Raw genomic sequence first — 24,847 nt, 5'->3', positions numbered from 1 at the left:
TTTAATATTCTACATATTCAACAATCTCTAAGCCATAACCAATCATCCCAACACGTTTAGTTTGTAAGCTGTTGGATATTAATTTGAGCTTGCTTATTTTTAGATCGTGTAGTATTTGAGCACCAATACCAAAATCTTTAGTGTCCATACCAATGCTTGGAGCTTTAACTAATTTTCCTTCAACTTGGTTTTCTTTAAGAATAGAAAGGCGTGTTAGTAAGTTCATAGACTCAGCTTGTTGATTAATAAATATAATAGCGCCTTTACCAGCTGTATTAATTACATTAAACATATCATCTAGCTTTTTGTCTGCATTATTTGTTAAAGTACCTAAAATATCATTGTTTACTAAAGTAGCATTAACACGTGTTAAAATTGGCTCGTCAGATTTCCAAGTTCCTTTTGTTAAAGCAATATGAATTTGGTTATTGGTTGTTTGTAAATAAGCTCTCAATCTAAATTTACCAAAACGTGTTTCAATATCAAAGTCTTCTTTCTTTTCAATTAAAGAATCATATTCCATTCGGTAAGCCACCAAATCTTCAATAGATACAATTTTTAAATCAAACTTTTTGGCCACTTTCATTAATTGTGGTAAGCGTGCCATTGTACCATCTTCATTCATTATCTCTACAATAACTCCTGCAGGTTCAAAACCAGCTAAACGCGCAAAATCTATGGCTGCTTCTGTATGGCCAGTTCGTCTTAAAACACCACCTTCTTTAGCAACTAAAGGGAAAATATGACCTGGTCTTGCTAATTCAAAAGCCTTGGTGTCTTTTTTTACTAAAGCTTGTACCGTTTTTGCTCTATCGCTTGCAGAAATACCCGTACTTACACCATTACCTCTTAAATCTACAGAAACTGTAAAAGCAGTTTCCATTGGGTCTGTGTTATTTCTTACCATCATGTTTAATTCTAAATCTTCACAACGGTGTTCTGTAAGTGGAGCACAAATTAAACCACGACCATGTGTAGCCATAAAATTTATCATCTCCGGAGTTACTTTTTCTGCTGCAGCCAAAAAGTCTCCTTCGTTTTCACGATTTTCATCATCTACAACAATAATAACCTTGCCTTGTCTTATGTCTTCAATGGCTTCTTCTATAGTGTTTAGGCTCATTTTTGTATGTTTGGTTTTAGTTATCATTATGATTTTTTTAGATGAAGTAAAGATACAGTTATTTTATATTTTGAAGACAGCTTAGATAGAAGTCTTGCGAAATTCGGTTTCTTAACATTATATACTTTAAAGGATATAGAGGCAGCGTAAGAATAAGAATTAATGGGTTGATGCGTTTGCCTTTTTGATCAATAGTTTTATAGAATTTTGAATATACAAAAGCATCTACAATAACATAAATAGCAAAAAATAGTAACGCAATAATACTTAAGCTTAATGAGGCTTCTGCAATTTGAGCTAGATTATTATTTCTAAATACAAAATATAATACTAATAGAATGACTCCTATAGAATAGCTAATTAAACTCGTTTTAGAGTAATCTTTATAATCTTTCAATAAAACACGGGCTTTTATAAGTTTATCAGGAATTTCTAGACCTTCAGATTTTAAACTTTCAAGTGAAATTTTACGATTTAATAAACTATGTAAAGCAATCTCTTTTGGTTTTTTATCGATATCAAATTCATCTTGCTTTTTTATAATACTTACCAGTTCTTCAATTGAGTATTTTTTATAATAATTATAAGTTTTGGTATCACTTTCAGAAAGTTGAAGCTCATTTTTTGATGTAAACAAACGTTTTAAAGGAACTAAAATAACGTCAAATTGAAAAACACCTTTGTCATTTGTAGCTCGTGTTGTTAAGTAAATACTTAGAGGTAACATAACGGCCGTCGATAACCACGCACCAATTATGGGATCTAAACCGCCTTTTTCTGCACTGTTTTTAGCGAAAATATTAAAGAAATGATAGGCTAAAAATAACACAATGGCAACAACCATTGGTAAGCCTAGTCCGCCTTTACGAATTAAAGCTCCAAGTGGTGCACCAACAAAGAAGAGTATAACACAAGCAAAGGCTAAAACAAATTTATCGTGTAAAGCTATAATATGATCATTTAGCCAAAAAGAAGATTTTTCAAAAGATTTGGTATTTGCATCTATAATTTGTCTTGTACTATTTGAAGAACTTAAGGCCAAGTTTACAATTTGGATTTTTTGAGTGGTATTATAAAGGTCTAAGATGCTTTCGCCTTTAAAAATAGTATCGGTTTTTGTCGTATTTATATTTGTACCTAATGAGGCATAAGTACTTCTGTTATACAGGGTGTTTGATAGATCTGAATAATCCTTGTTTTTCTTTTTTTCGAGTGTATCAATTTGCCTTAATAATTGACTTACATTAAGCATATTGTACCTATCGTTGTGACTTTTTTCTTCTAAGTCTTCAGAATTTAATATTTCTAAATCTACATTAAATAAATAGTTTTCGAAATAGCTCCTAACATGTGGTTTATTTAGGTTTTTCTTTGAGTTTTTATTGATTACTTCTTCGTAATAATTTCCGTTTATTAATTCAAGTTGAAGAATATTGGAGTCAGGACTACTTTTTAATTCCCCTTTTTCTGCGATAATAACGGTATAATTCCCTGAACGTGCTGGATTTTTTTTATGTATAACAACTCCTTTTAGAAATTGACCTCTGTCACCATACTTTTCTTCGACTTTAATATTAATGTTACCAATTTCATTAAATTGACCTTCAGCAATCGCTAATGCTGGTTTTACTTTTGCAATATTTCGTCTTAAGTTATAGAAGTTATATTCTCCCCAAGGAATAACGTTGTTGGCAAAAAAGAAGCATCCAACTCCAAGCGCAACAATAAACACGCTTAAACTTCGCATGGCTCGTTGTAGCGAGATGCCTGTAGATTTCATAGCTGCGAACTCGTAATTTTCTGCAAAGTTCCCAAAAACCATTATAGAGGATAACAAAATGGTTAGAGGTACCACCAAAGGAATTAGCTTTGGCATATAGTACAAAATAAATTTCGCAGTCACAGTAATGTCTAAATCTTTACCAGCAAGTTCTGCGATATATAGCCAAACACCTTGCAAAATAAAGATAAACATGAATATAATAAAGACGCTAAAAAACGTCTTTAGAAATGTGATAAGTATGTACCTATCTAATATTTTCATTAAACCTTAGTCTATTTTATTGATAAAGTAATCACTGTATTTACTTTTGTCAAATGTAAATAAGGTTTTTGAAATAGGTTGGTCGGTTTTAAAAGAATTAACAGTTAATGTTGTTTTTGTTCCATTTTTACCAACTTCAATCAGATTATATATGTGTTTTGTTGTGGCATCAATTCCTAATAAGACGTGTTTTATTTCAGAATTAGTATCCATAGGATTTAACTTTATGTATTGAATTTTTCTTCCTCTTACATTTTGAATAATATCCATTTTATAAGTATATCCATTTTCATAAAAGGATAACATTTTGCTTGGTGTTATGGTGCTTTCATCTTCGGTATTGTCTGATGAAATTGTTACCTCTTCATCTTCAGGACTTATTGTATATAATGTTTTTCCGTCAAAAATACGCGTAACACCTAAAATGTTAAGTTTGTATTTTTCACCTTCAATAACAACATCGCCACGGGTTTCTTGTTTTACATTTTCGCTAAGATTATTTAATTCGTATTTAAAATCTAAACTGATGTTTTTATAGCTTTTTATTTTAGTGCTCACTTCGTTTAATAAAGCTTCGGCTTTGTTATCATTTTGTGCAAATACAGTAAATCCTAGTGTTAAAAATGTTATTAGAATTAAGTTTTTCATTTTATCTTTTTTAAGTCTATTTAAGTTTTTTTATTGTTTTTCGTTTTCTAGTAATTGATCTAAAGCCACTAAGTCTGGTACTAAAACTTGACGAGCTTTACTACCTTCAAAATTGCCAACAATACCAGCAGCTTCTAATTGATCTATAATTCTACCAGCTCTGTTATAACCTAGTTTTAGTTTTCGTTGTAATAAAGACGCTGAACCTTGTTGTGCTGTTACAATAAGTTCTGCTGCTTCTCTAAACAATTTATCTCTATCAGATATATCTATATCAAGATTTGTGCCACCTTCTTCACCAACATACTCTGGTAATAAATGTGCGTCTGGATAAGCTTTTTGTGAGCCTATAAATTCTGTGATTTTTTCAACTTCTGGTGTGTCTACAAAAGCACATTGAATTCTTATTAATTCGTTTCCTTGTGTATATAACATATCTCCACGACCAATTAATTGATCTGCTCCGGAACCATCTAAAATGGTACGAGAATCAATTTTACTAGTTACTCTAAACGCAATACGTGCTGGGAAATTGGCTTTAATAATACCAGTAATAACGTTAACAGAAGGACGTTGTGTTGCAATGATTAAATGTATTCCAATTGCTCGTGCCAATTGTGCTAATCTTGCAATAGGTGTTTCTACTTCCTTACCTGCGGTCATAATTAAATCGGCAAACTCATCTACCACTAAAACGATATAAGGTAAAAAGGCGTGACCATCATTTGGATTTAATTTTCTAGCTTTAAACTTAGCGTTATATTCTGCAATGTTTCTACAAAATGCATTTTTAAGCATTTCATAACGGTTATCCATTTCTATACAAAGCGAATTTAAGGTGTTAATAACCTTAGTGTTATCTGTAATAATTGCATCTTCACTATCGGGTAGTTTTGCTAAATAATGGCGTTCAATTTTATTGAAAAGTGTGAGCTCAACTTTTTTAGGATCGACCAATACAAATTTTACTTCAGCGGGATGTTTTTTATAGAGTAGTGAGGTTAAAACAGCATTTAAACCTACCGATTTACCCTGACCAGTAGCACCAGCCATAAGCATGTGTGGCATTTTGGCTAAATCTACAACAAAGGTTTCGTTGCTAATCGTTTTTCCAAATGCGATTGGTAGTTGCATTTCGGATTTTTGGAATTTTTGCGATGCAATTACAGAGCGCATTGATACAATAGTCGAATTTTTATTTGGAACCTCAATACCAATAGTTCCTTTTCCTGGAATTGGAGCAATAATTCTAATACCTAATGCCGCAAGCGAAAGTGCAATGTCGTCTTCTAAATTTTTGATTTTTGAAATCCTAATTCCTGCATCAGGAACAATTTCATAAAGTGTAACTGTTGGGCCAATGGTAGCTTTAATACTTGTAATACCAATTTTGTAGTTTAGTAATGTTTCTACAATTCTGTTTTTATTTTCTTCAAGCTCTTCTTGGTCTATTGAAATCCCTTCGTTATCATATTTTTTTAATAGGTCTAAAGTTGGAAATTGATACTTACCTAACTCTAGTGTAGGATCAAATTGCCCAAAATCTTCAACCAATTTATCTGCTAAATTATCAGATTCAGATTTTTCTTCTTCAACAGTTTCTACTTCTACTTTTAACTCTGGAACATCTACTAAATCTGGAACATCTACGGTTTCTTCTTTAGGTTTTTCTGTAACTTCCATCGTAAGCTTTTCAGCTCTATCTTCTGTTTTCGATTTTGGTTTAGAATGTTTATTAATGGTAGGCTCTGTATTTTCTAATGGAATTTCGAAGGCAGATTTAATGGCTTCTGCTTCTTCGGTTAAATTATTGTCAAAGATTACTGCTGGTTCTTTAGTCTCTTTTTCGGATTTTAAATCTTCTTTAATTGAACTTTGAGCGCGTTTAAAACTATTTACAATAGTGTCTCCAGTAATTTTAAATCTGATAGCTAAATATGTAATAAGCCCAAGAAGTAATAAAAGTGCAGTTCCAATTTTACCAATATAATCTTGAAAGAATTGATTCATTTCAAAACCAATTGTACCACCAAGAAGGTCGTATTTATGTGTAAAAAAACCAAAAAGAACAGATAACCATATTACAATGAGTGTTCCCCAAATCCAATGTTTTCTAAGTTTAGATTTTTTTAGGTTTAAAGTAACATAAACGCCAGAAAGAAATAATAACCCAGCAAAAATAAAGGAAGGTAAACCAAAACCTTGAGTTATAAAGAATTCACTAACCCAAGCACCAAGTTGGCTTGCCCAGTTTTTATATTCTGTAGAACGCTCAGGAAAACTATGAAGTACGCTTTGGTCTTCTTTGCCTGTAAAAACAAAAGATAAAAATGAGACAAAAAGAAGTATACCCATTATAATAAGAAAGCTACCCAATATCAGTTTATGCTGATTGGTTAGCTGAAACGAAGGCCTTTTTAGTTTTGCTTTTGCTTTAGGCTTTGCTTTAGTGGTGGTTTTCTTTTTTATTGTTTTTTTTGCCATGTTAACTTTCCTAATACTTCGGAAATCTATTATTTATTTATATTCTTTCGCTTTTTTAGAAATACCATTAATATAGTCTTCTATAATGTTTAAATCTCTAGCAAGTTCTGAACCTTCAAATCCACTAATATCGCTAATAGTGACATTAGTATTGTAAAAATCTAAATACCGACTTGCCAAAGGTAAATAGGACCAATGCCATTTTTCAAGATTACAACCTGTTCTTCCATTTTCTTTGTTGGTATAAACTTGATAAAACCCATAATTATTAGCATTAGCTTGTAGCCAATTATAAGTGGCTTTCCCTTTTCCGCTGCTAAAATACGAATTACTTAAACTATTTAGGTCTAAATCCGTTCCCCAATGATGACGAGATGAAGAAGGCATAGCACTATATTCTAAAATTTTTTGAGCACGTGTAATTGGATCTAGAGTTTTATACTTTTTCCATTTGCGTTCCCAAATGTTTTTTTGTTCATTAAAATTTCGGGTTCCAGATAAAATGGTTAAATCAATACCCTCTTTTTTTGCTGCCTTATACATTTTTATATAATCAGCATAAACCACCTTATTAAGGTATAACGTTTTTGCTGAATGTTCTAAACTCACTTTTGTAAATGTACTGTCGGTTTTATAATTAAATTTCCCTAATACATACGCTTTAGTGAGACTAGACTTAGATTTTTCAATAGGTTTAATAGTGTCTTTTAGGATATTAACGGTCTTAACGCTATTGTCTTCTTTGTTCTTTAAATTGCAACTTACCCAAACTAATACAATAGAAAATGTTGCAAATAATGATTTCATTTTAAGTCTTAAATATGGTGTTGAATTTGAATTGGACAAAAATACAAATATGAAACGTTTATCTTATTGCTTTTGGTATGGAAACGAGAGTAATATTTGAATGGTAATTAGAGGTTCAATTTAATTTCAAGATGTCATATAAAAGAAAAGTTGATCTTAAAGAAACTTAGGAATATAGATTATACCAGCAATAATTACAGAGATTATACCTGCAAAAAAAACAGCTCCAGCAGCAACATCTTTTATTAATCCTATTTTTTTATGGTATTCTGGGTGAATAAAATCTGCTATATATTCAATAGCTGTATTCATCCCTTCAACACTCATTACCATCGCAATCATAACTAATTGTGCAATCCATTCTGTTTTTGATATTTCAAAATAAAAACCAGCAATAGTTATCAGAATAGCAATAGTAAATTGCACTTTGATACTTGCTTCTGTTTTAATTAATATCAACATACCTTTAAAGGCATACCCAACACTTTTAATTCTATTTATTATAAAAGGTTCTTTTTTTTGCATGAGTTAGTAATACTAATTTGTTCCTAGTGCTTTTTTTAGCAACTAAGGGAAATTTGCGAGTGTGATAATAAGATTAATATAGCCTATTTAAGGGCTGCTTAAGTGCTATTTTAAAGCGTCTAAAGCTGCTGTATAATTAGGTTCATCCTTAATTTCAGCGACCTGTTCTGAGTGTGAAATTGTTCCGTCTTTTTCAATGACTACAATACAACGCGATAATAAGGTTTCTAAAGGTCCTGTTTTAAACGTTATTCCGTAATCATTTCCAAAATCACCTGTTTTAAAATCGGAAAGCGTTTCTACATTGTCCAAGCCTTCTGCTCCACAAAAACGAGCTAATGCAAATGGTAAATCTTTAGATATGCAGAGTACTTTTGTGTTTTCTAATTGACTAGCCTTTTCATTAAATGTTCTTACAGATTGGGCACAAGTTCCTGTATCTACACTAGGAAATATATTTAATATTAATCGACTTCCATTATAATCCGTTAAAGACTTTGTAGATAAATCTGTTGCAGTAAGTTTAAAATCAGGAGCTTTGCTACCAACAGAAGGTAGGTTTCCTGAAGTTTCTATAGGGTTTCCGCCTAAGGTTATATTTGCCATTTTCTTTAATTTTTAGTGAATGTTAAAAATAGCAACTTTAAAGCGTAATTATATTAAAGAACGTAAAATATTTGAAATTTATTGATTAGTGTTTTGCTGATATTGAGTTTATGTGGAATAACACATTTTAACGAAGTTATAGACTGTTTGAATAAAATATAGAGTGCTATCATTCAAAAAATATATCTTCGTTAGTTCAATTTATTGATTAAAAATTAATTATTCTTAAGGCAAACTCCCTATTTGTCTAGATAAAACTCATTTTAATATGAAATTAAAGGTAAGAAAAGCTAAGATTCTTAGGAACCTGTTTATTGCGATTGCAATATTAGTAATAGGAAGTTTGTTTTCTGTTTATTTATTATTTAATACATCAGGAATGGATGCTAAGGCGACACGTTTATTAGTAAAACTCTTAAATGTAAATTTAGAAGCTAATTTGCCCACTTATTTTTCTGCTTTAGTACTATTAGGTGATGCCATTTTATTAGCATTTATCGCTATGGGAAATAAAGCTAAAGGCAGCTATTTTTGGCATTGGGTAGGCATGTCGGCTATTTTTGTATTTATTTCTTTAGATGAAATGATACAGATACATGAGCAGCTTAGAGCACCAATGGAAGCTTTATTTAATACGTCTGGTTTACTTTATTTTGCGTGGTTTATACCGTATTTGGCTTTAGTTATTATTCTTGGTATAGCTTATTTTAAGTTTATGATGCATTTACCTAAAAAGATTTTGAAGCTTTTTATTTTGGCTGCTGTCCTATTCATTGGTGGAGCAGTTGGTATGGAAATGCTTGGCGGCATGCATGCAGAAATACATGGCGAGGATACCTTAACCTATGCATTAATGTATAATTTTGAAGAGTTCTTAGAAATGTCTGGTGGTGCTGTTTTCTTTTATGCCTTACTTTATTATATAGAAATCAGTTTTAAAAAGCTTAGACTTAGATTTAAGCCGAAGAAAAAAAAGACAAAGGATGTCATTGATCTTTAATAAAATATGTAGAATATTAAAAAGCCCTTAAAATTTAATTCTAAGGGCTTTTTTTATTGACTTACTTGTGTGTGTTATCGTAACTCAGCACCAAGCTGTTTTTCAAAATTAGCTTGAAGCTTAGACATTATTTTGTCAATTTGTTTATCATTAAGCGTCTTGTGTTCGTCTTGTAAGATAAAGCTAATAGCGTAACTCTTTTTGCCTTCTGGTAAGTTCTTACCTTCATAAACATCAAATAGATTTACACTTTTAAGTAATTGCTTTTCTGTTTGTTTAGCTATAGTGTCAATTTCTTTAAAAGTAACTTTGTTGTCTAATAATAAAGCAAAATCACGTTTAACTTCAGGATACTTAGGAATAGCATTAAACTTAATTTTATTATGCTGTGCCATTTCTAAAACGTTATCCCAATTAAAGTCGGCATATAATACCTTCTGAGAAATACTAAAATGTTTTAAAACAGATTTTTTAACCAAACCAAAATCTACCAATTTTTTCTTTCCAATAGAAAGACTCATCCCTTCACTAAAAATATCAGATGTAACTGGTGCCGATTTTAACCTTGTTAAACCTAAGCGTTGTAAAACGACTTCTATAGTACCTTTTAAATAAAAGAAGTCACTTGGGGTTGTAGGCGCATTCCAACGTTCTTCAGATTTGTTTCCAGTCACAAAAATTGATAAATGCTTGTGTTCTTCTCTGGTCTCTGAGTATTGATGATATGTTTTTCCGAATTCAAACAATTTTAAATCGTCACGTTTTCTATTAATATTGTGAGCTAAAGCTTCTAATCCAGAAAACAATAAAGATTGGCGCATTACTTCCAAATCGTTACTGAGAGGATTTAGCATTTTTACATTATGCGCTTCATTTAAGTCCTCGCTTAGTTCTATATATTTAGGTGATGTTAAAGAATTAGCCATAATCTCAAAGAACCCTTGAGAAGCCAATTGGTTACCTATAATATTTTGAAGTTTATAATCTTCAAATTTAGACGAATTAGATATTGAAGCATTTAATTTAGTTGTTGTTGCTATATTATTGTAACCGTAAACTCTTAAGATTTCTTCAATAATATCAGCTTCACGTTGTACATCATTTCTGAAGGCAGGAACTGTTAATCCTACACCTGCTTCTGTAACATTATTTATTTTAATATCTAGAGAAGACAGAATACTTTTTATAGTTTCTTCAGGAATTCTTTCACCAATTAATTTTTCAGCATTATCGAAACTTAACCGAACTTCAAAATCTTTTATTTTTTTTGGGTAGGCGTCAACAATATCGCTAGTAATTTCTCCACCAGCAATTTCTAGAATTAATAAAGCAGCACGTTTAAGTGCATATTCAGTAAGATTAGGATCTATTCCGCGTTCAAATCTAAAAGACGAATCTGTATTTAAACCGTGGCGCTTCGCCGTTTTACGAACACTAATAGGATTAAAATAAGCGCTTTCTAGGAAGATACGTGTTGTGTTTTCTGTAACACCAGAATCAATACCTCCAAAAACACCAGCAATACACATTGGTTTATTAGAATCGCAAATCATTAAATCGTCTTCGTGTAATTCGCGCTCAACACCATCTAAGGTTGTAAATTTTGTACCAGCTTTACAGGTTCTAACTTCAATTTTTTTATCTGCAATTTTATCTGCATCAAATGCGTGTAATGGTTGACCAAGTTCGTGTAATACGTAATTTGTAATATCTACTATGTTATTAATAGGAGATAAGCCAATAGATTTTAAACGATTTTGCAACCAAGCAGGTGATGTTTCAACTTTTAAACCAGAAATAGTAACACCGCAATAACGAGGTGCTTTTACGTAATCTTTTACGTCTACATCTATTTTAAGTGCTCTAGCATCAACATGATATGAGCTTACTGAAGGAGTAATGAGCTCTAAAGAAATTTCTTTTTGTAACAAACCAGCTTTTAGGTCTCGTGCCACACCATAATGACTCATAGCATCAGCTCTATTTGGTGTTAAGCCAATTTCAAAAACTTGATCATTTTCTACTTTAAAGATTTCAGCGGCAGGAGTTCCAACTTTTATATCGGCATCCAAAACCATTATGCCGTCGTGAGATTTGCCAAGGCCTAATTCGTCTTCAGCACAAATCATTCCATGACTTTCTTCACCACGAATTTTACCTTTTTTAATTTTCCAAGCTTCTCCTTCTTCAGTGTATAATGTAGTACCTATAGTTGCTACAGGGACTTTTTGTCCTGCTGCTACATTTGGTGCACCACAAACAATTTGTAAGGGAGTATCTGTACCAATATTTACAGTTGTTACTTTTAGTCGGTCTGCATTTGGATGTTGTTCGCAGGTTAATACCTCACCAACAACAATACCTTTTAATCCGCCTTTTACAGATTCGAAGGTATCAATACCTTCTATTTCTAAACCTAGATCAGTAAGTAATTCGCCTGTTTTTTCAGCGTCCCAATCGGTTTTTATAAACTGTTTAAGCCAGTTGTAAGAAATTTTCATGTGTCTATTTAATCAGGGTGCAAAGATAGTAATAGTTGATTTGTAATGAAACATCCCTTATTAAAATTTAATCAAAAAATGAAGATAGAATGGTTTTGTAAGCGAGCATTTAGGGTTATAGCAATTTTTTCAAGTATAGCAAAGCCATTTAAGCGCTACGCAAAATCTTTTCCATCTTACGTCCTTTGGCTAATTCATCTACAAGTTTGTCTAAATACCTTACTTCTCGTGTTAATTGAGTGTCTATGTTTTCAATTCTGTAGCCGCAGATTACACCTTTAATTAGATGTGCATTTGGGTTTAGTTTTGCTTTTTCGAAGAAGGTTTTAAAAGTGACTTTTTTTTCAATAAGCTCTTGTAGTTTTTTGTTGTCAAAACCAGTTAACCATTCTATTACTTGGTGCAATTCTTCAATTGTTCTGCCTTTCTTCTCAACTTTTGTGATGTAGTGTGGGTAAACAGAAGCAAATGTTAATTTTGCTACACGCGCATCGTGTTCTGGTGTTGTTATACTCATAATATTTACTTTTATAAAGAAAAGAAAGCTAATAGTAAATTCAATAGTTATTTTTTTAATACGAGTTCTGCTTTGTTAATTTTTAAGGATGGATTATCAGAGGAGTTCAAAATAGCTTTAAATGTATAGTTGCCTGTTTCCTTTATAGTTATATGTTTCATCTTACCAGAAAAACTCCAAGATGTTTTATTTCCTATTGTTTTTCTAAGTTCCATTACTGTTGGGTTTGTTTTTAAAGCATCTAATTTTAATCCTCCTATGTTTACAGAATCTTTCCATATTTCAACGGTATATATAAGAGCAACATCATCTTCATATACAACATCTGTATCTGTCCAAAATGAAATTTTTTCACCTTTTGAAAGGCTAAGAGCGGCTTCTTTTGGGTAAAGTTCGGTATTACTTGTTTTGTTTATTTCTAGTCTGGCGACTTCCTCACCTAATAGTTTGCTACAACCGATTAGCAGAAAGCAGAAGAATATGACGAATGCTATTTTTTTCATAAGAGATAACAGAAAGTATTACAATAAAAAAGTTAGTAGTAAACTTAATAAAAAATTAAGTCAATACTACTAACTAATATAAAAGGTTAAAGCGGAGACTAGTTTTGTTTAGCTGTAAGTTCAGCAATTTTGCAAATAACGTCTACTGCTTTTTGAATACTTTCTACAGGAACATATTCATAACGACCATGGAAATTATGACCTCCAGCAAAAATATTTGGGCAAGGTAATCCCATATAAGAGAGTTGAGAACCATCAGTTCCGCCACGTATTGCTTTTATTAACGGAGTCACTCCAACAGCTTTCATAGCTTCTTCTGCAATATCTACAATATGCATTACAGGCTCTACTTTCTCTTTCATGTTGAAGTACTGGTCTTTAATTTCAATTTTAAAAACCTCACTTTCGTATTTTGTATTTAAATCAAAAACAATTTTTTCTAATAAAGCTTTTCGTGCTTCAAATTTATCTTTGTCGTGATCTCTAATAATATATTGAAGAATTGTTTCTTCAACTTCGCCTTCCATGTTGTGTAAATGGAAAAAACCTTCGTAACCTTCTGTATGTTCTGGCGTTTCTAATCTTGGTAAAGTATTAATAAATTCTGAAGCATAATACATAGAATTGATCATTTTGCCTTTAGCATATCCAGGATGAACAATCTTACCTTTTACAGTGATTTTTGCTCCAGCAGCATTAAAATTTTCGTATTCTAATTCACCAACTTGGCTACCATCCATGGTATAAGCCCAATCTGCGCCGAATTTTTCAACATCAAATTTATGTGCTCCTCTACCAATTTCTTCATCTGGTGTAAACCCAATTCTTATTTTTCCATGCTTAATCTCAGGATGATTAATAAGGTATTCCATTGCAGAAACAATCTCTGTAATTCCGGCTTTATCATCTGCTCCTAAAAGTGTTGTACCATCTGTTGTAATTAAGGTCTGACCTTTATACATTAGTAAATCTTCAAAATAATCTGGAGATAAAATGATATTTTCCTCGGCGTTGAGAACAATGTCTTTACCATCATAATCTTCAATAATTTGAGGTTTTACATTTGCTCCTGTAAAATCTGGAGAGGTATCAAAATGTGAAATAAATCCAATAGTTGGTACCTGATGATCTACATTGCTTGGTAAGGTTGCCATAATGTATGCATTCTCATCAATGGTTACATCGCTTAGGCCAATTTCTTTTAATTCTTCAACCAATTTATTGGCTAAATTCCACTGCTTTTCGGTACTTGGCGTAGTTTCAGAATTTGGGTCGGATTCCGTGTCTATAGTTACATAACTAATAAAACGGTTTATAATATGCTGCATGAAGTTTTTATTATATAATTAAAGTTTAAAGGTGATAACAGGAAGTTTACTGTGATTAACTACGTCTTCAGAAATACTACCTCCAAAGAAATGACTTAATCCTTTTCTGCCATGTGTAATCATTGCTACAGCATCTGTTTTGTTTCTTTTAGAAAAACTTAATATACCGTCTTCAACGTTATGATCTGAAATACGAGCCACAGTCACATCTGTTTCTTTTAGATTGGCTTTGTTGAAAAATGCAGCAATTTTAGCGTCAATTTCATCTGTGCTTAAGAATCCTAAATTAGGAGTATTAATGTGTAATAAAGCTGTTTTTTTACCTAATTTAGATAGTAATTCTTGTGCTTTTTTAACTGCAGGAACACTTTCTTCAGAAAAATCAGTAGCTAAAACAATATTTTCAAAACTTACAGTTGATGGCTTAGATTTTACAACTAGTACAGGTGTGTTACTGTAACGTACTACTTTTTCTGTATTAGAACCTGTAAAAATACCATCATGGTCACTGTGTCCTCTAGAACCCATAACAATTAAATCGGCATTAACATCGGCTGCAACAGCTGCAACTTCTTTTAAAACTTTATGATATTTAACCATTGGTGTTACTTCAACGCCTTCGAGATATGGTTGGTCTAAAAATGCTTCAAAATTTTTGTTAGCAACCATTAGCATAAATGCATTCTCTTCACCGCGTTCGTCACTTGAGGCAGAAAAAATAGATTCTGACATTTCTAGCATGTGCATAACAATTAATTCTGAATTGTTTTGTTTTGCTAATGCAGCACCTGTTTCTAATGCGTATTCTGAGTGTTTAGAAAAATCGACTGGAACTATAATTTTTTTCATGATAATTTGATTATTGTTTGGATTTCAAAGTTAGTAAAAAACTTAAGCATAAATAATGATATATAACAGTTTCTGTTAAAATTAATAGCTTAAATTATGGTTTGTTTTAACGTGGAGTTGTTTATTTTTGTAAAGCAAAATCGTTCTCATGTACAAAGTTTTAGTCAGACCTATTTTATTCCTTTTTGATCCTGAAAAAGTGCATTATTTTACCTTTTCGTTAATTCGAAATGTATCAAAACTACCAGGAATTAAAAGCCTATTCAGATCTTTATACCTAATTGAAGATAAACGATTAGAACGAGAGTTGTTTGGTCTGAAATTTAAAAACCCCGTTGGTTTAGCTGCAGGTTTTGATAAAAATGCGGTTTTATATAATGAATTGGCCAATTTTGGATTCGGTTTTATTGAAATAGGAACGGTAACTCCAAAAGCACAAGAAGGAAATCCTAAAAAACGCTTGTTTAGATTAAAAGCTGATAAAGGGATTATTAACCGAATGGGTTTTAATAATGAAGGTTTAGAAGCTGCAATAACGCAACTTAAAAAGAATAAAGGACAACTTATAATCGGTGGAAATATTGGAAAAAACACACAAACACTTCCGGATGATTATACCAAAGATTATTTAGAATGCTTTAATGCCTTACATCCTTATGTCGATTATTTTGTGCTGAATGTCAGTTGTCCAAACGTAGGAAGCCATGCAAAACTTAACGATAAAGATTATTTGTTAGAACTAATTTCTACCGTACAAAAGGCCAATGCTACATTTAGTAAACAGAAGCCTATTCTTCTTAAAATAGCACCAGACTTAAACAATGTGCAACTGGATGAAATTATAGAGTTGATTGCAGAAACCAACCTCGATGGTGTAATTGCTAGTAATACATCTGTTGACAGAACAGGTTTAAAAGCAAGCGATGCTCGTCTTACAGAAATTGGTAATGGTGGTTTAAGCGGACAACCAATTAAAGATAAATCGACTAAAGTCATTCAGTATTTAGCGAAAAAAAGTAACAAAGCATTTCCAATTATTGGAGTAGGAGGTATTCATACAGCAGAAGATGCTTTAGAAAAAATAGCGGCAGGAGCCGATTTGGTTCAGGTGTATACGGGTTTTATTTATGAAGGGCCGAGTTTAATAAAACGGATTAATAAAGCTTTATTGAAGTAGACTGTTTGTTAGAACTAGCGTAATTTAAAACCATAATCAACACATTCTGAATTACGACATTCTCATATCATTCGCATTAGCGTCATCAGTATTGGCAATTTCGCCAGGACCAGATAATATCTATGTTTTAGTGCAAAGTATTAGTCATGGTAAATCTTATGGAATGGCAACCGTTTGCGGTCTAATTACAGGTTGCATTATCCATACCACCTTATTAGCATTTGGTGTTTCAGCCATAATCGCAGCAAATGAAAACCTATTTTTAGGGATTAAAATTTTAGGCTCGCTTTACCTATTGTATCTCGCTTACAAAGTTTATAAATCTGATACTAGTCTTAATCTTAATTCCGAACATGTGCCTAAGAAGAGCTTAAAACAATTATTTGTTCAAGGTTTTTTTATGAATGTCCTCAACCCCAAAGTGACTATTTTCTTTTTAGCCTTTTTTCCTGGGTTTTTATTTAGTGATTCAATGAATACCATTTGGCAATTTTATATTTTGGGAGGCCTTTTTATGTTGGTGTCATTTCTTATATTTTCAATAATTGCTTTGCTAGCCGGAAAAATTAAAACCTATACCTTAAAACATAAAAACTCAGGTTTCGTTTTAAAATGGCTTCAGATTGTAGTTTTTGTAGGAATTGCGGTTTTTATTTTAACTTAGTGTCATGCTAAGATTCCATTTTCTTCCTAAGTTTTCGCTTGTTGTTTTTTGTTCATTTATTCTATTTACCATTATCGGAACACTTTCTCATGAGTTTGGTCATATTGCTGTAGCTAAATACTTTGGTTATGATATAGCTTTAGATTACGGAAGTATGAATTATTTTCAGAAAGGTTATTTGAAAGATCCTGCATTAAAAGAGCTCAATAATATAGTCGCCGAGTATGACTATAATACTTACGGGTCTTGGCCAACAGATATGAAGTCAAAAGTTGAAGCCCTTAGTTTGGTTTTAGATAAAAAGTATCCTTCTATACCAGATACTCATGCTTTGTATGTAGCTTTAGGAGGACCTTTACAAACCTTACTTACTAGTTTTATTGGTTTATTGATTTTATTTTTTAGGCGAAAAAAAAGGAAAGACCAATTTAAACTTATGGATTGGTTAGCTGTTTTTATGTCATTATTTGCACTTCGAGAAGTGTTTAATTATGCGCAAGCATCTTATAGTGTAATATGTCTTTCTAAGTCGAGTTTTCATGCAGATGAATTTAAAATATCAAGATATTTGGGGTGTAATGAATGGGGCATTCCAACGATAAGTTTAATAATAGGTTTAACAATTTCGTTTTATATTATTTTTAAAATTATTCCTATTAAATATCGTTTTTCGTTTATAGTATCAGGATTAGTTGGCGGAATTTTAGGTTTTGCAATATGGTTTGGCTTTTTAGGAGAAATGCTATTTAATTAATAAAAATAATAGACAGAAACGAAACCTCTTATCAATACTGATAAATACCATTTATATTATAATCAAAGCTTTAAAGTTTTAACTTCAAATTTTATTTCGAGTTCAATTTCAATTTCAATTAATGTATATTTGAACCAATGAATAAAACGGTTAAAATAATAGAATGTCCAAGAGATGCCATGCAAGGCATTAAGGCTTTTATACCTACAGAAAAGAAGGTACAATACATTCAATCTTTACTTCGTGTTGGTTTTGATACTATTGATTTCGGAAGTTTTGTATCGCCCAAAGCGATTCCGCAAATGGTTGATACGGCCGAAGTTTTAGCGCAATTAGATCTGAGTAAAACGGAAAGTAAATTGCTCGCTATTATAGCAAATACAAGGGGAGCAAATGATGCTTCGGTGCATTCTGAAATCGACTATTTAGGATTTCCATTTTCAATATCAGAGAACTTTCAGATGCGTAATACTCATAAAACCATAGCACAATCTGTAGTGACCTTGTCTGAAATTTTAGAGGTTGCAGACAAAAGCAATAAGCAAGTTGTGGTTTATATTTCAATGGGTTTTGGAAACCCTTATGGTGATCCTTGGAATGTAGATATCGTAGGGGAGTGGACGGAACGCTTATCTAAAATGGGAGTTGGTATTTTATCTTTGAGTGATACTATTGGAAGTTCAGATCCAGAGAATATCAACTATTTATTTTCAAATTTAATCCCCGAATATTCAAATATAGAATTTGGTGCACATTTGCATACCACACCAACAACTTGGTTCGAAAAGGTAGATGCTGCATATAATGCTGGTTGCCGACGTTTTGATGGCGCCATACAAGGGTTTGGTGGTTGCCCAATGGCAAAAGATGATCTTACAGGGAATATGCCAACCGAAAAAATGTTATCGTATTTTACTCAGAAAAAAGCTCACGACCTCAATGCGATGTGTTTTGAGAGTTCTTATAATGAAGCAACTAAGATTTTTAGCATGTATCATTAAAAAAAAGCCTTCATTTTTAAATGAAGGCTTTTTTAATATCTATTTTAAAAGTTTACTGTAATAAACTATATACAAATTCAGGATGACCACGCTCACCTTCTGCATTAGTTAAGGCTAAGAATTTTAATTTGTAAAGATTACCATCTGTATCGTTAATTATATAAAAGACGTTATCTTTAAGAGAAGGTAATGAACCTGGTCCACCACCATTTCTCCAACTACTCCCAATGCTTCTTTGGTCGTTAGAGAAATTAGAAGTCGTAACATCACTTAACGTAAAATTGTCATAAGATAGTTCCGTATTTTCTTCAGTATCTATCATATAAACATCTACGTTAGCTAAGTTATTTGAAGCTACAAAATCTCCATAGAAATACGCACCATAACTATCTGCTCCGGCGAAAACTTCATCGGTAAAGGTTGTAAAGTTTAAATCCCAATTTGAAGATGCTGGTTCAACGCTAACAATACTCTCTGTATTAAAACTAAAAAATGTAAAGTTAAAGTTGCTGTCTTTAGAAATTGTGATTTCCTCGTGTGTAGTGGCGTCCAAATCTGCATATTGAAGTACGTAATTATTGGCATCTTGCAGAATACGTATTTTTTTCCAACCTCTCTCTTCGCCTTTTAAAGCAACAGAACCAGTTTCAGGTGTTGTTGTACCAACTTCATTACCAAGATTTATTAAATAGACATAGTTTTCAGAATCTGTAGAAGAGATTGGCGCTATAGCGGTATCATTGATATTACCATCAAACCCATCTACATAAGTTATATTAGTACTGTCAAATGTACCAACTGCGACTGCAGGCTGTAAGTCAATTACTTCTTGTGTGGTAGAACTAATAGCATTAATATCTGTGGTACTAAGTTTAGCAGCTGCCATTTCAATTGAACCGTTTATGGTAACTCTGAAATCTGAACCTGTATAAAATCCTAAGTCCCAAGAATCACGTTGAACAGCTGTCTTTGTATTTGTACTTAAGTCAATATAAACTTGGTTTTGTTGATTAGGACCTCCAACTTCTGGAGTGATAGAAGCACCGTCAATCACAATAGTAAGTGGACCAGAAACGTCGTCGTCGCTACTGCAGCTAGAAAATGCAATAATACATAGGCATAAAGCCAATTTTAAAAATTTATTTGTCATAATGTGTAGTGTTTAAAAATTTAGGTTATACAATAGTTTTAAATAAAAAGATCTTCCGTAGCCTAATAATAAGGCATTGCTGTTAGTTGTGTGTGTGCCACCAGTAGCAGTATTACTTACGTTTACACTAGTGACATCTAATAAGTTGCGTCCACCAAGTGTTATATTGATTTTGTTGTTTAAAAAGGATTTTTTTACAGAGGCGTCTAGCCAACTATATGCGTCTGTTGTTACTTTTGAGAAGGTCGAGTTTCCATCCGTATCAGAACCAGATGCAATGTATTGCTCTTGTTCTCCGTTGTATTTTAATAGTAAGCTGAATGAGGTATTCCAAGGTTCTACAAAATAGGATGCACTAGTGTTAACTTGAAAATTGTACAGAAAATCATCATTGCCATTGACCTCATTGTTATTTATTCTAGAAATACCTTGAAACGTGGCACCTAAATTGAATGCTAAATTGTCGACTTTCAATGTGTTTTCTAATGAAAGACTCCACAGTTTGAATTTATCAATATTTATAAATTGATACTGTAAAGGAGTGGTATTAACCACAGCCAAATCAATTCTATCTGAAACATCGACATAGCTTAATTTTAGGTTGTTAACTAAAGAAAGCTCATTAAGCCAACTTCGCTTTTTTAGATTCACAAAGGCAGAAAAACCATTTTCAGGATTTAAATTTTCATTCCCTTGAACATCATGATTGGAATCTACAAAGTAGTAGTATAATTCTTCAAAATTAGGAGTTCTATAAGAGGTACCAACGTTGGCTCTAAGTTCAAAACCATGATCCATTAAATAACGCGCACTTAAAGAGCCCATTAATTTCGATTTAAAAAGGGAATTATATTCATAGCGTACACCAGGACGTAAAGAGAATTTATTTGAAAAGCTTAATTCTGAAGATCCAAAAATGGCAGAATTAGTCTGTGTGTTGGTTTTATCTTGTTGGGTAACATCGCCTGTAGCTTGCGTGTCAAAGCCTTCTATATAACGCGCTTCATAACCGAGTTGGAAATTATAAAAATCACTTTTTACTAAGTTGTCTATAGTTCCTTTAGAAAATACGACTTTACTAGATTGGTAGGTTTCGTCACTTTCATTACTACGTTCTTTACTTAATATAAAATAGTTAAATTCGTTTAAGTCGCGTTCTTGCTGCTGATAGGAGAGTGCTACGTTATAGTTAGCTCCAGAGTTGAGGTTACCATCAATATTTAAGTTGTTTACAAAGCGGTTGGTGGTAAATATGCGATCTGTAGCCGATGGATTACTCGTTTGATTTTGAGTATCTATATTCGCTCTTACGGCGGCATCATAGTAATTAATTTGCTCGTTAAAGTATTCAAACTTGTATAGTACTCTAAAATTATTGCCTTTATAATTAATTAAAGCATTGGTGTTTAATTGCTGTTTTGGTAACCATTCGTAGCCTCTAAGCCCATCATTTTGGTAGTAATCTTGCCCTTGACGTTGGTTGAAAAATCCGGCAAAATCATTTCGGTTAGCTCCAATTTTAGCCATCCATTTCTCATTTATGTTATGAGCCACACTAAAAGATTGTATATGTCTGCCTTCATCAAACCAAGCATACTCGTCACTTACGGTTTCTTCTTGTATATAGGCTTGAATACGCCAATCGTTAGTTATAGATTTTTTGGTAATGATATTAATTACTCCTGAAACAGCATTCGCACCATATTCAACACCCATGGCGCCTTCAACAATCTCAATACGTTCAATGTCGTCAAGATTAATTTGGGTTAAATCAATATCATTTCCTAAGCCATTGTCACTAACTAGTGGAATGTTATCTACTAAAATGTTGAAATATTGAGAATCTAAGCCAAAAAACGAAATCGTAGAGCGTCCTGTTTGTGCATTAGGAATAATAGTAAGGTTAAGATTGAAATTTAATAAATCGGCCAGATTGTTAGCCGCAACTTGTTCTATCTGCTTTCTATTAATCACAATGACATTATGTACAGATTTTTTTATTGAGGTGGGATTATATTGGCCTGTTACAACAACTTCATCTAAAGATTCTGTTTTGGTACTATCAACTGTGGTTTCTCTTTTTTGGGAGAAAGCCCATGAAAAGAAAATTATTGAAAAATAAATTGTGATTTTATTTTTATTTAGACTCATTCTTGATAAATTTGTCGCAAATATAAAATCTTATTTTAATTCATTCTAAATAAGAATAGTTTTTTTTTAATAATTTTTAAACACATCATTTATCTTTTAAATATGAAAAAAGTAGTACCCGTTTTAGCCATTGTATTAGCATTTACTTTAAGTAGTAATGCACAAAAGAAGAAAACTCTAGATCAAGAAGCCATTAAAGCGATGTGTGGTTGTTTTGAAGTAACGTTCAATTTTACGGAGACCTTCAACTATAGTAATGATTCGCTTTATAGACCTTCAGAAACCAAAGTTGATAAAGGCTTAGAGTACGCTTTTGCTATAGAAGATGAAGATGATAAAATCTCAATTCAACATTTATTGCAAGTCGGACGACCTGATAGTCCACATATTGTAAAACACTGGAGACAAGATTGGTTATTTCAAAATCAAGAGTTTTATATGTATAATGGAGATAATAATTGGACCTTTGAAAAAAAATCCAAGGATGATGTAAAAGGGCAGTGGACGCAGAAAGTGTTTCAGGTAGATGATAGTCCACGCTATGAAGGTTCTGGTACTTGGGTTCATGTCGATGGTAAGCACTATTGGGAAAATACGACAACAGCACCATTGCCAAGACGTGAATACACCAAACGTAACGATTACAATATTACATTAAGAGGTAACCGTCATGAGATTACAGATTTTGGTTGGGTACACGATCAAGATAATGAGAAAGTGTTACGAGAAGCAGGAAAAGAAGACGTGATTATTGCTAAGGAAAAAGGGTATAATACCTATAAAAAAGTAGACGATAGTAGATGTCAAGCGTCACAAGATTGGTGGAAAGCACAACAAGATAAATGGGCTTTGGTAAGAACAAAATGGGATGCAGTTTATGGCAGAAATAAAGATTTAACCTTGGCTGAAAAAGTGGATAATAAAGTGTTGTTTAAATACTTATTAGATGATGAAATAACAGCTAAAAAAGAAATTAATCGTATTATAGAATCTTTTGTAAAATAAATAAGTTTAAAATAAATCAATCATATATATGAAAACAATGAAATCGATAGTAGTTATGCTTTTTTTAGCATTGTCGTTATCCACTTTTGCACAGAGTAAGAATATCTTTTTAGATCGTGAATTTTGGGGAACTCAGCCAACTGTAGAAACTGTAAAGCAAAAAATAAAAGAAGGCAATAATCCTGCTGAAGCTAATGCTAACAATTTTGATGGTGTGGTTTATGCAACCTTGCAAGACGCACCTTTAGAGACCATTACTTATATGATTTCTCAAAAGGGAAATGATGTTAATAAACTAACTCACGATGGTAGAACCTATGCGTTTTGGGCAGCTTATAAAGGCAATGCTAAATTGGTGGAATATCTATTAGAAAATGGGGCAAAAACTAATATAACAGACGATAAAGGGAATACCATTATTAATTTTGCAGCAGCTTCAGGACAAGCAAATACGGCAGTCTATGACATATTAACAAAGTATGATGCAGAATTAATAAAGAAAACAAACCCTAATGGAGCTAATGCTTTATTACTTGCAGCACCATATGATAAGGATTTTAAATTAATGACCTATTTCCAATCTAAAGGTTTGGATATTAATAGTGTTGACAAAGCAGGGAATGGTATTTTTAATTATGCAGCTAAAACGGGTCATATAGCGTTAATGAATTCTCTTTTAAAGAAAGGAATTAAAGGTACTGATGAAGCCTTTATATTTGCAGCAAATGGTACTAGAGGATCAGCTAATGGTATTGAAGTCTATAAGTATTTAGAACGTATTGGTTTAAACCCAAATGTATCTAATGAAGAAGGAATTACTCCTTTACACGTTTTAGCTTCTAGAAGTAAAGACTTAGAAATTATAAATTTCTTATTAGAAAAAGGGTTAGACGTAAGCACTAAAGACCTTAAAGGAAATAATGCGGTTATGAATGCGGCTTCTAGAAATGATTTAATCGTCGTTAAAACCTTAGTCGAGAAATTGAAAACTATTAATACAATTAATAAACATGGCCAATCAGCATTATCATTAGCGTTAAAAGGAAATTCCCCAGATATGGTTACATATTTAATTGAAAAAGGATATGATACGACTATTATTGATGCTGATGGTAATAACCTTGTATATTATTTAGTAGAGTCATACTCTAAGCGAAATAAAGAGCAGTTTATTCAAAAGATGGAAGTACTTAAAAAGAATAAAGTCGATTTAACTACGGTTCAGAAAAATGGCAATACATGGTATCATTTGGCTGTAGAAAAGAATAGTATTGAGCTTTTAGAAATTGCAACAACAATGGATCAAGATATTAATGCGAAAAATAATGAAGGTAATACCGCGTTGCATATCGCAGCAATGAAAGCACAGGACAATTCAGTTCTAAAATTTTTACTAAAACACGGTGCAAAAAAGCAAATTGTTACAGATTTTGAGGAATCTGCTTATGATTTGGCAAAAGAAAATGAGTTGTTAAAGAAAAACAATATTTCAATAGAATTTTTAAAGTAATAGAATTTTTAAGATGAAGAATATACACATTATAGCATTATTAAATATTGTAGCTTTTAGTTTAGTATCGTTTACTAATTTTACAGAATCAGCAAAGTATAAATGTATGATTCAAATGACAAATTATACAGGAGAAGGAGCCTATATTGTCATTTCATTATTAAATCCAGAAGGCGACTATGTAGAAACCTTAAACGTTAAAGGAGATGATGATGAGTGGTACAATACCATTGAATCGTGGTGGGACTATTATGGAAAAAGAAGGCCAGATATCGATGCCATTACAGGAGCAACTATTAGCGGAGGCGAACGTGCTATAAGTGTCATTGAAATTGATAATGACAAATTAGATAAAGGTTACAAGTTAAGATTTGAAACCGCTGTTGAAGATCAAGAGTATTACGAAAGTGATGTAGAATTTGAGTTGACTTCAGAAACCGTAAAATCTAAAGTAGAAGGAAAAGGATTTATTCGTTACATCCGAATGATGCCTCAATAAA

General features: G+C 32.2%; 22 protein-coding genes. 8 read left to right on the top strand and 14 right to left on the bottom strand.

The window, feature by feature from the left end:
* Position 1 precedes the first annotated feature (1 nt).
* From ribB to tpx, 7 genes are all read right to left on the bottom strand, one after another.
* A complete protein-coding gene (ribB, locus tag ABD730_RS13520; RefSeq protein WP_418637543.1) occupies positions 2–1,150 on the bottom strand; it encodes a 3,4-dihydroxy-2-butanone-4-phosphate synthase in 1,149 nt (382 codons plus the stop codon).
* Positions 1,151–1,181: 31 nt separating this feature from the next.
* Complete coding sequence (locus ABD730_RS13515) at positions 1,182–3,167, bottom strand: LptF/LptG family permease (protein WP_344715384.1); 1,986 nt, start codon at positions 3,165–3,167, stop codon at positions 1,182–1,184.
* 6 nt (positions 3,168–3,173) lie between these two features.
* Positions 3,174–3,815 carry an outer membrane lipoprotein periplasmic chaperone LolA1 gene (gene lolA1, locus ABD730_RS13510; protein ID WP_215925045.1) on the bottom strand — a complete coding sequence of 214 codons (642 nt, stop codon included), beginning with the start codon at positions 3,813–3,815 and terminating at the stop codon, positions 3,174–3,176.
* Positions 3,816–3,845: 30 nt separating this feature from the next.
* The gene (locus tag ABD730_RS13505; RefSeq protein ID WP_344715382.1) at positions 3,846–6,299 is read right to left on the bottom strand and encodes an FtsK/SpoIIIE family DNA translocase; all 2,454 of its coding nucleotides are present in this window, start codon (positions 6,297–6,299) and stop codon (positions 3,846–3,848) included.
* 33 nt (positions 6,300–6,332) lie between these two features.
* Complete coding sequence (locus tag ABD730_RS13500; protein ID WP_344715380.1) at positions 6,333–7,106, bottom strand: M15 family metallopeptidase; 774 nt, start codon at positions 7,104–7,106, stop codon at positions 6,333–6,335.
* A gap of 156 nt (positions 7,107–7,262) precedes the next feature.
* On the bottom strand, positions 7,263–7,631 hold the full coding sequence (locus ABD730_RS13495; protein ID WP_334471141.1) for a diacylglycerol kinase family protein: 369 nt from the start codon (positions 7,629–7,631) through the stop codon (positions 7,263–7,265).
* A gap of 105 nt (positions 7,632–7,736) precedes the next feature.
* The gene (gene tpx / locus ABD730_RS13490) at positions 7,737–8,237 is read right to left on the bottom strand and encodes a thiol peroxidase (protein WP_344715378.1); all 501 of its coding nucleotides are present in this window, start codon (positions 8,235–8,237) and stop codon (positions 7,737–7,739) included.
* A 268-nt stretch (positions 8,238–8,505) separates the two neighbouring features.
* Here tpx and ABD730_RS13485 point away from each other — a divergent pair, with 268 nt between their 5' ends.
* The gene (locus ABD730_RS13485; RefSeq protein ID WP_334471139.1) at positions 8,506–9,237 is read left to right on the top strand and encodes a hypothetical protein; all 732 of its coding nucleotides are present in this window, start codon (positions 8,506–8,508) and stop codon (positions 9,235–9,237) included.
* Positions 9,238–9,311: 74 nt separating this feature from the next.
* Here ABD730_RS13485 and pheT read toward each other — a convergent pair whose 3' ends face one another.
* From pheT to ABD730_RS13460, 5 genes are all read right to left on the bottom strand, one after another.
* The gene (gene pheT / locus ABD730_RS13480) at positions 9,312–11,738 is read right to left on the bottom strand and encodes a phenylalanine--tRNA ligase subunit beta (protein ID WP_344715376.1); all 2,427 of its coding nucleotides are present in this window, start codon (positions 11,736–11,738) and stop codon (positions 9,312–9,314) included.
* Positions 11,739–11,886: 148 nt separating this feature from the next.
* Complete coding sequence (locus ABD730_RS13475) at positions 11,887–12,255, bottom strand: DUF2200 domain-containing protein (protein ID WP_334471137.1); 369 nt, start codon at positions 12,253–12,255, stop codon at positions 11,887–11,889.
* A gap of 47 nt (positions 12,256–12,302) precedes the next feature.
* A complete protein-coding gene (locus ABD730_RS13470; RefSeq protein WP_215925037.1) occupies positions 12,303–12,758 on the bottom strand; it encodes a hypothetical protein in 456 nt (151 codons plus the stop codon).
* Positions 12,759–12,856: 98 nt separating this feature from the next.
* Positions 12,857–14,086 carry a peptidase T gene (gene pepT / locus ABD730_RS13465; RefSeq protein WP_334471135.1) on the bottom strand — a complete coding sequence of 410 codons (1,230 nt, stop codon included), beginning with the start codon at positions 14,084–14,086 and terminating at the stop codon, positions 12,857–12,859.
* 18 nt (positions 14,087–14,104) lie between these two features.
* Positions 14,105–14,935: a universal stress protein gene (locus ABD730_RS13460; protein ID WP_334471133.1), complete on the bottom strand. Its 831-nt coding sequence runs from the start codon at positions 14,933–14,935 to the stop codon at positions 14,105–14,107.
* Positions 14,936–15,083: 148 nt separating this feature from the next.
* Here ABD730_RS13460 and ABD730_RS13455 point away from each other — a divergent pair, with 148 nt between their 5' ends.
* The 4 genes from ABD730_RS13455 (at position 15,084) to ABD730_RS13440 (ending at position 18,531) form a co-directional block, all read left to right on the top strand.
* The gene (locus ABD730_RS13455; protein ID WP_344715374.1) at positions 15,084–16,112 is read left to right on the top strand and encodes a quinone-dependent dihydroorotate dehydrogenase; all 1,029 of its coding nucleotides are present in this window, start codon (positions 15,084–15,086) and stop codon (positions 16,110–16,112) included.
* Positions 16,113–16,158: 46 nt separating this feature from the next.
* The gene (locus ABD730_RS13450) at positions 16,159–16,776 is read left to right on the top strand and encodes a LysE family translocator (RefSeq protein WP_334471163.1); all 618 of its coding nucleotides are present in this window, start codon (positions 16,159–16,161) and stop codon (positions 16,774–16,776) included.
* A gap of 4 nt (positions 16,777–16,780) precedes the next feature.
* Positions 16,781–17,530, top strand: coding sequence for a hypothetical protein (locus ABD730_RS13445; RefSeq protein WP_344715372.1), 750 nt, complete (start codon positions 16,781–16,783; stop codon positions 17,528–17,530).
* Between the two features lie 137 nt (positions 17,531–17,667).
* Complete coding sequence (locus tag ABD730_RS13440; RefSeq protein WP_215925032.1) at positions 17,668–18,531, top strand: hydroxymethylglutaryl-CoA lyase; 864 nt, start codon at positions 17,668–17,670, stop codon at positions 18,529–18,531.
* Positions 18,532–18,583: 52 nt separating this feature from the next.
* Here ABD730_RS13440 and ABD730_RS13435 read toward each other — a convergent pair whose 3' ends face one another.
* Positions 18,584–19,681, bottom strand: coding sequence for an HmuY family protein (locus tag ABD730_RS13435; protein ID WP_344715370.1), 1,098 nt, complete (start codon positions 19,679–19,681; stop codon positions 18,584–18,586).
* A gap of 12 nt (positions 19,682–19,693) precedes the next feature.
* Positions 19,694–21,832, bottom strand: coding sequence for a TonB-dependent receptor plug domain-containing protein (locus tag ABD730_RS13430; RefSeq protein ID WP_344715368.1), 2,139 nt, complete (start codon positions 21,830–21,832; stop codon positions 19,694–19,696).
* Positions 21,833–21,934: 102 nt separating this feature from the next.
* Between ABD730_RS13430 and ABD730_RS13425 the strand changes: the two genes are divergently transcribed.
* The 3 genes from ABD730_RS13425 to ABD730_RS13415 are packed head-to-tail and all read left to right on the top strand — an operon-like array spanning position 21,935 to position 24,846.
* Positions 21,935–22,837, top strand: coding sequence for a DUF6607 family protein (locus ABD730_RS13425; protein ID WP_344715366.1), 903 nt, complete (start codon positions 21,935–21,937; stop codon positions 22,835–22,837).
* A 37-nt stretch (positions 22,838–22,874) separates the two neighbouring features.
* Positions 22,875–24,347 carry an ankyrin repeat domain-containing protein gene (locus ABD730_RS13420; protein ID WP_344715364.1) on the top strand — a complete coding sequence of 491 codons (1,473 nt, stop codon included), beginning with the start codon at positions 22,875–22,877 and terminating at the stop codon, positions 24,345–24,347.
* Positions 24,348–24,360: 13 nt separating this feature from the next.
* Positions 24,361–24,846: a DUF2271 domain-containing protein gene (locus ABD730_RS13415; RefSeq protein WP_344715361.1), complete on the top strand. Its 486-nt coding sequence runs from the start codon at positions 24,361–24,363 to the stop codon at positions 24,844–24,846.
* The last annotated feature ends 1 nt before the right edge of the window (position 24,847 follow it).

Source organism: Winogradskyella damuponensis (genome assembly GCF_039538385.1).
In the GTDB taxonomy this organism is placed as follows: domain Bacteria; phylum Bacteroidota; class Bacteroidia; order Flavobacteriales; family Flavobacteriaceae; genus Winogradskyella; species Winogradskyella damuponensis.
The sequence above is the reverse complement of the archived record's forward strand: the minus strand, read 5'-3'. Positions and strand labels throughout refer to the sequence as shown.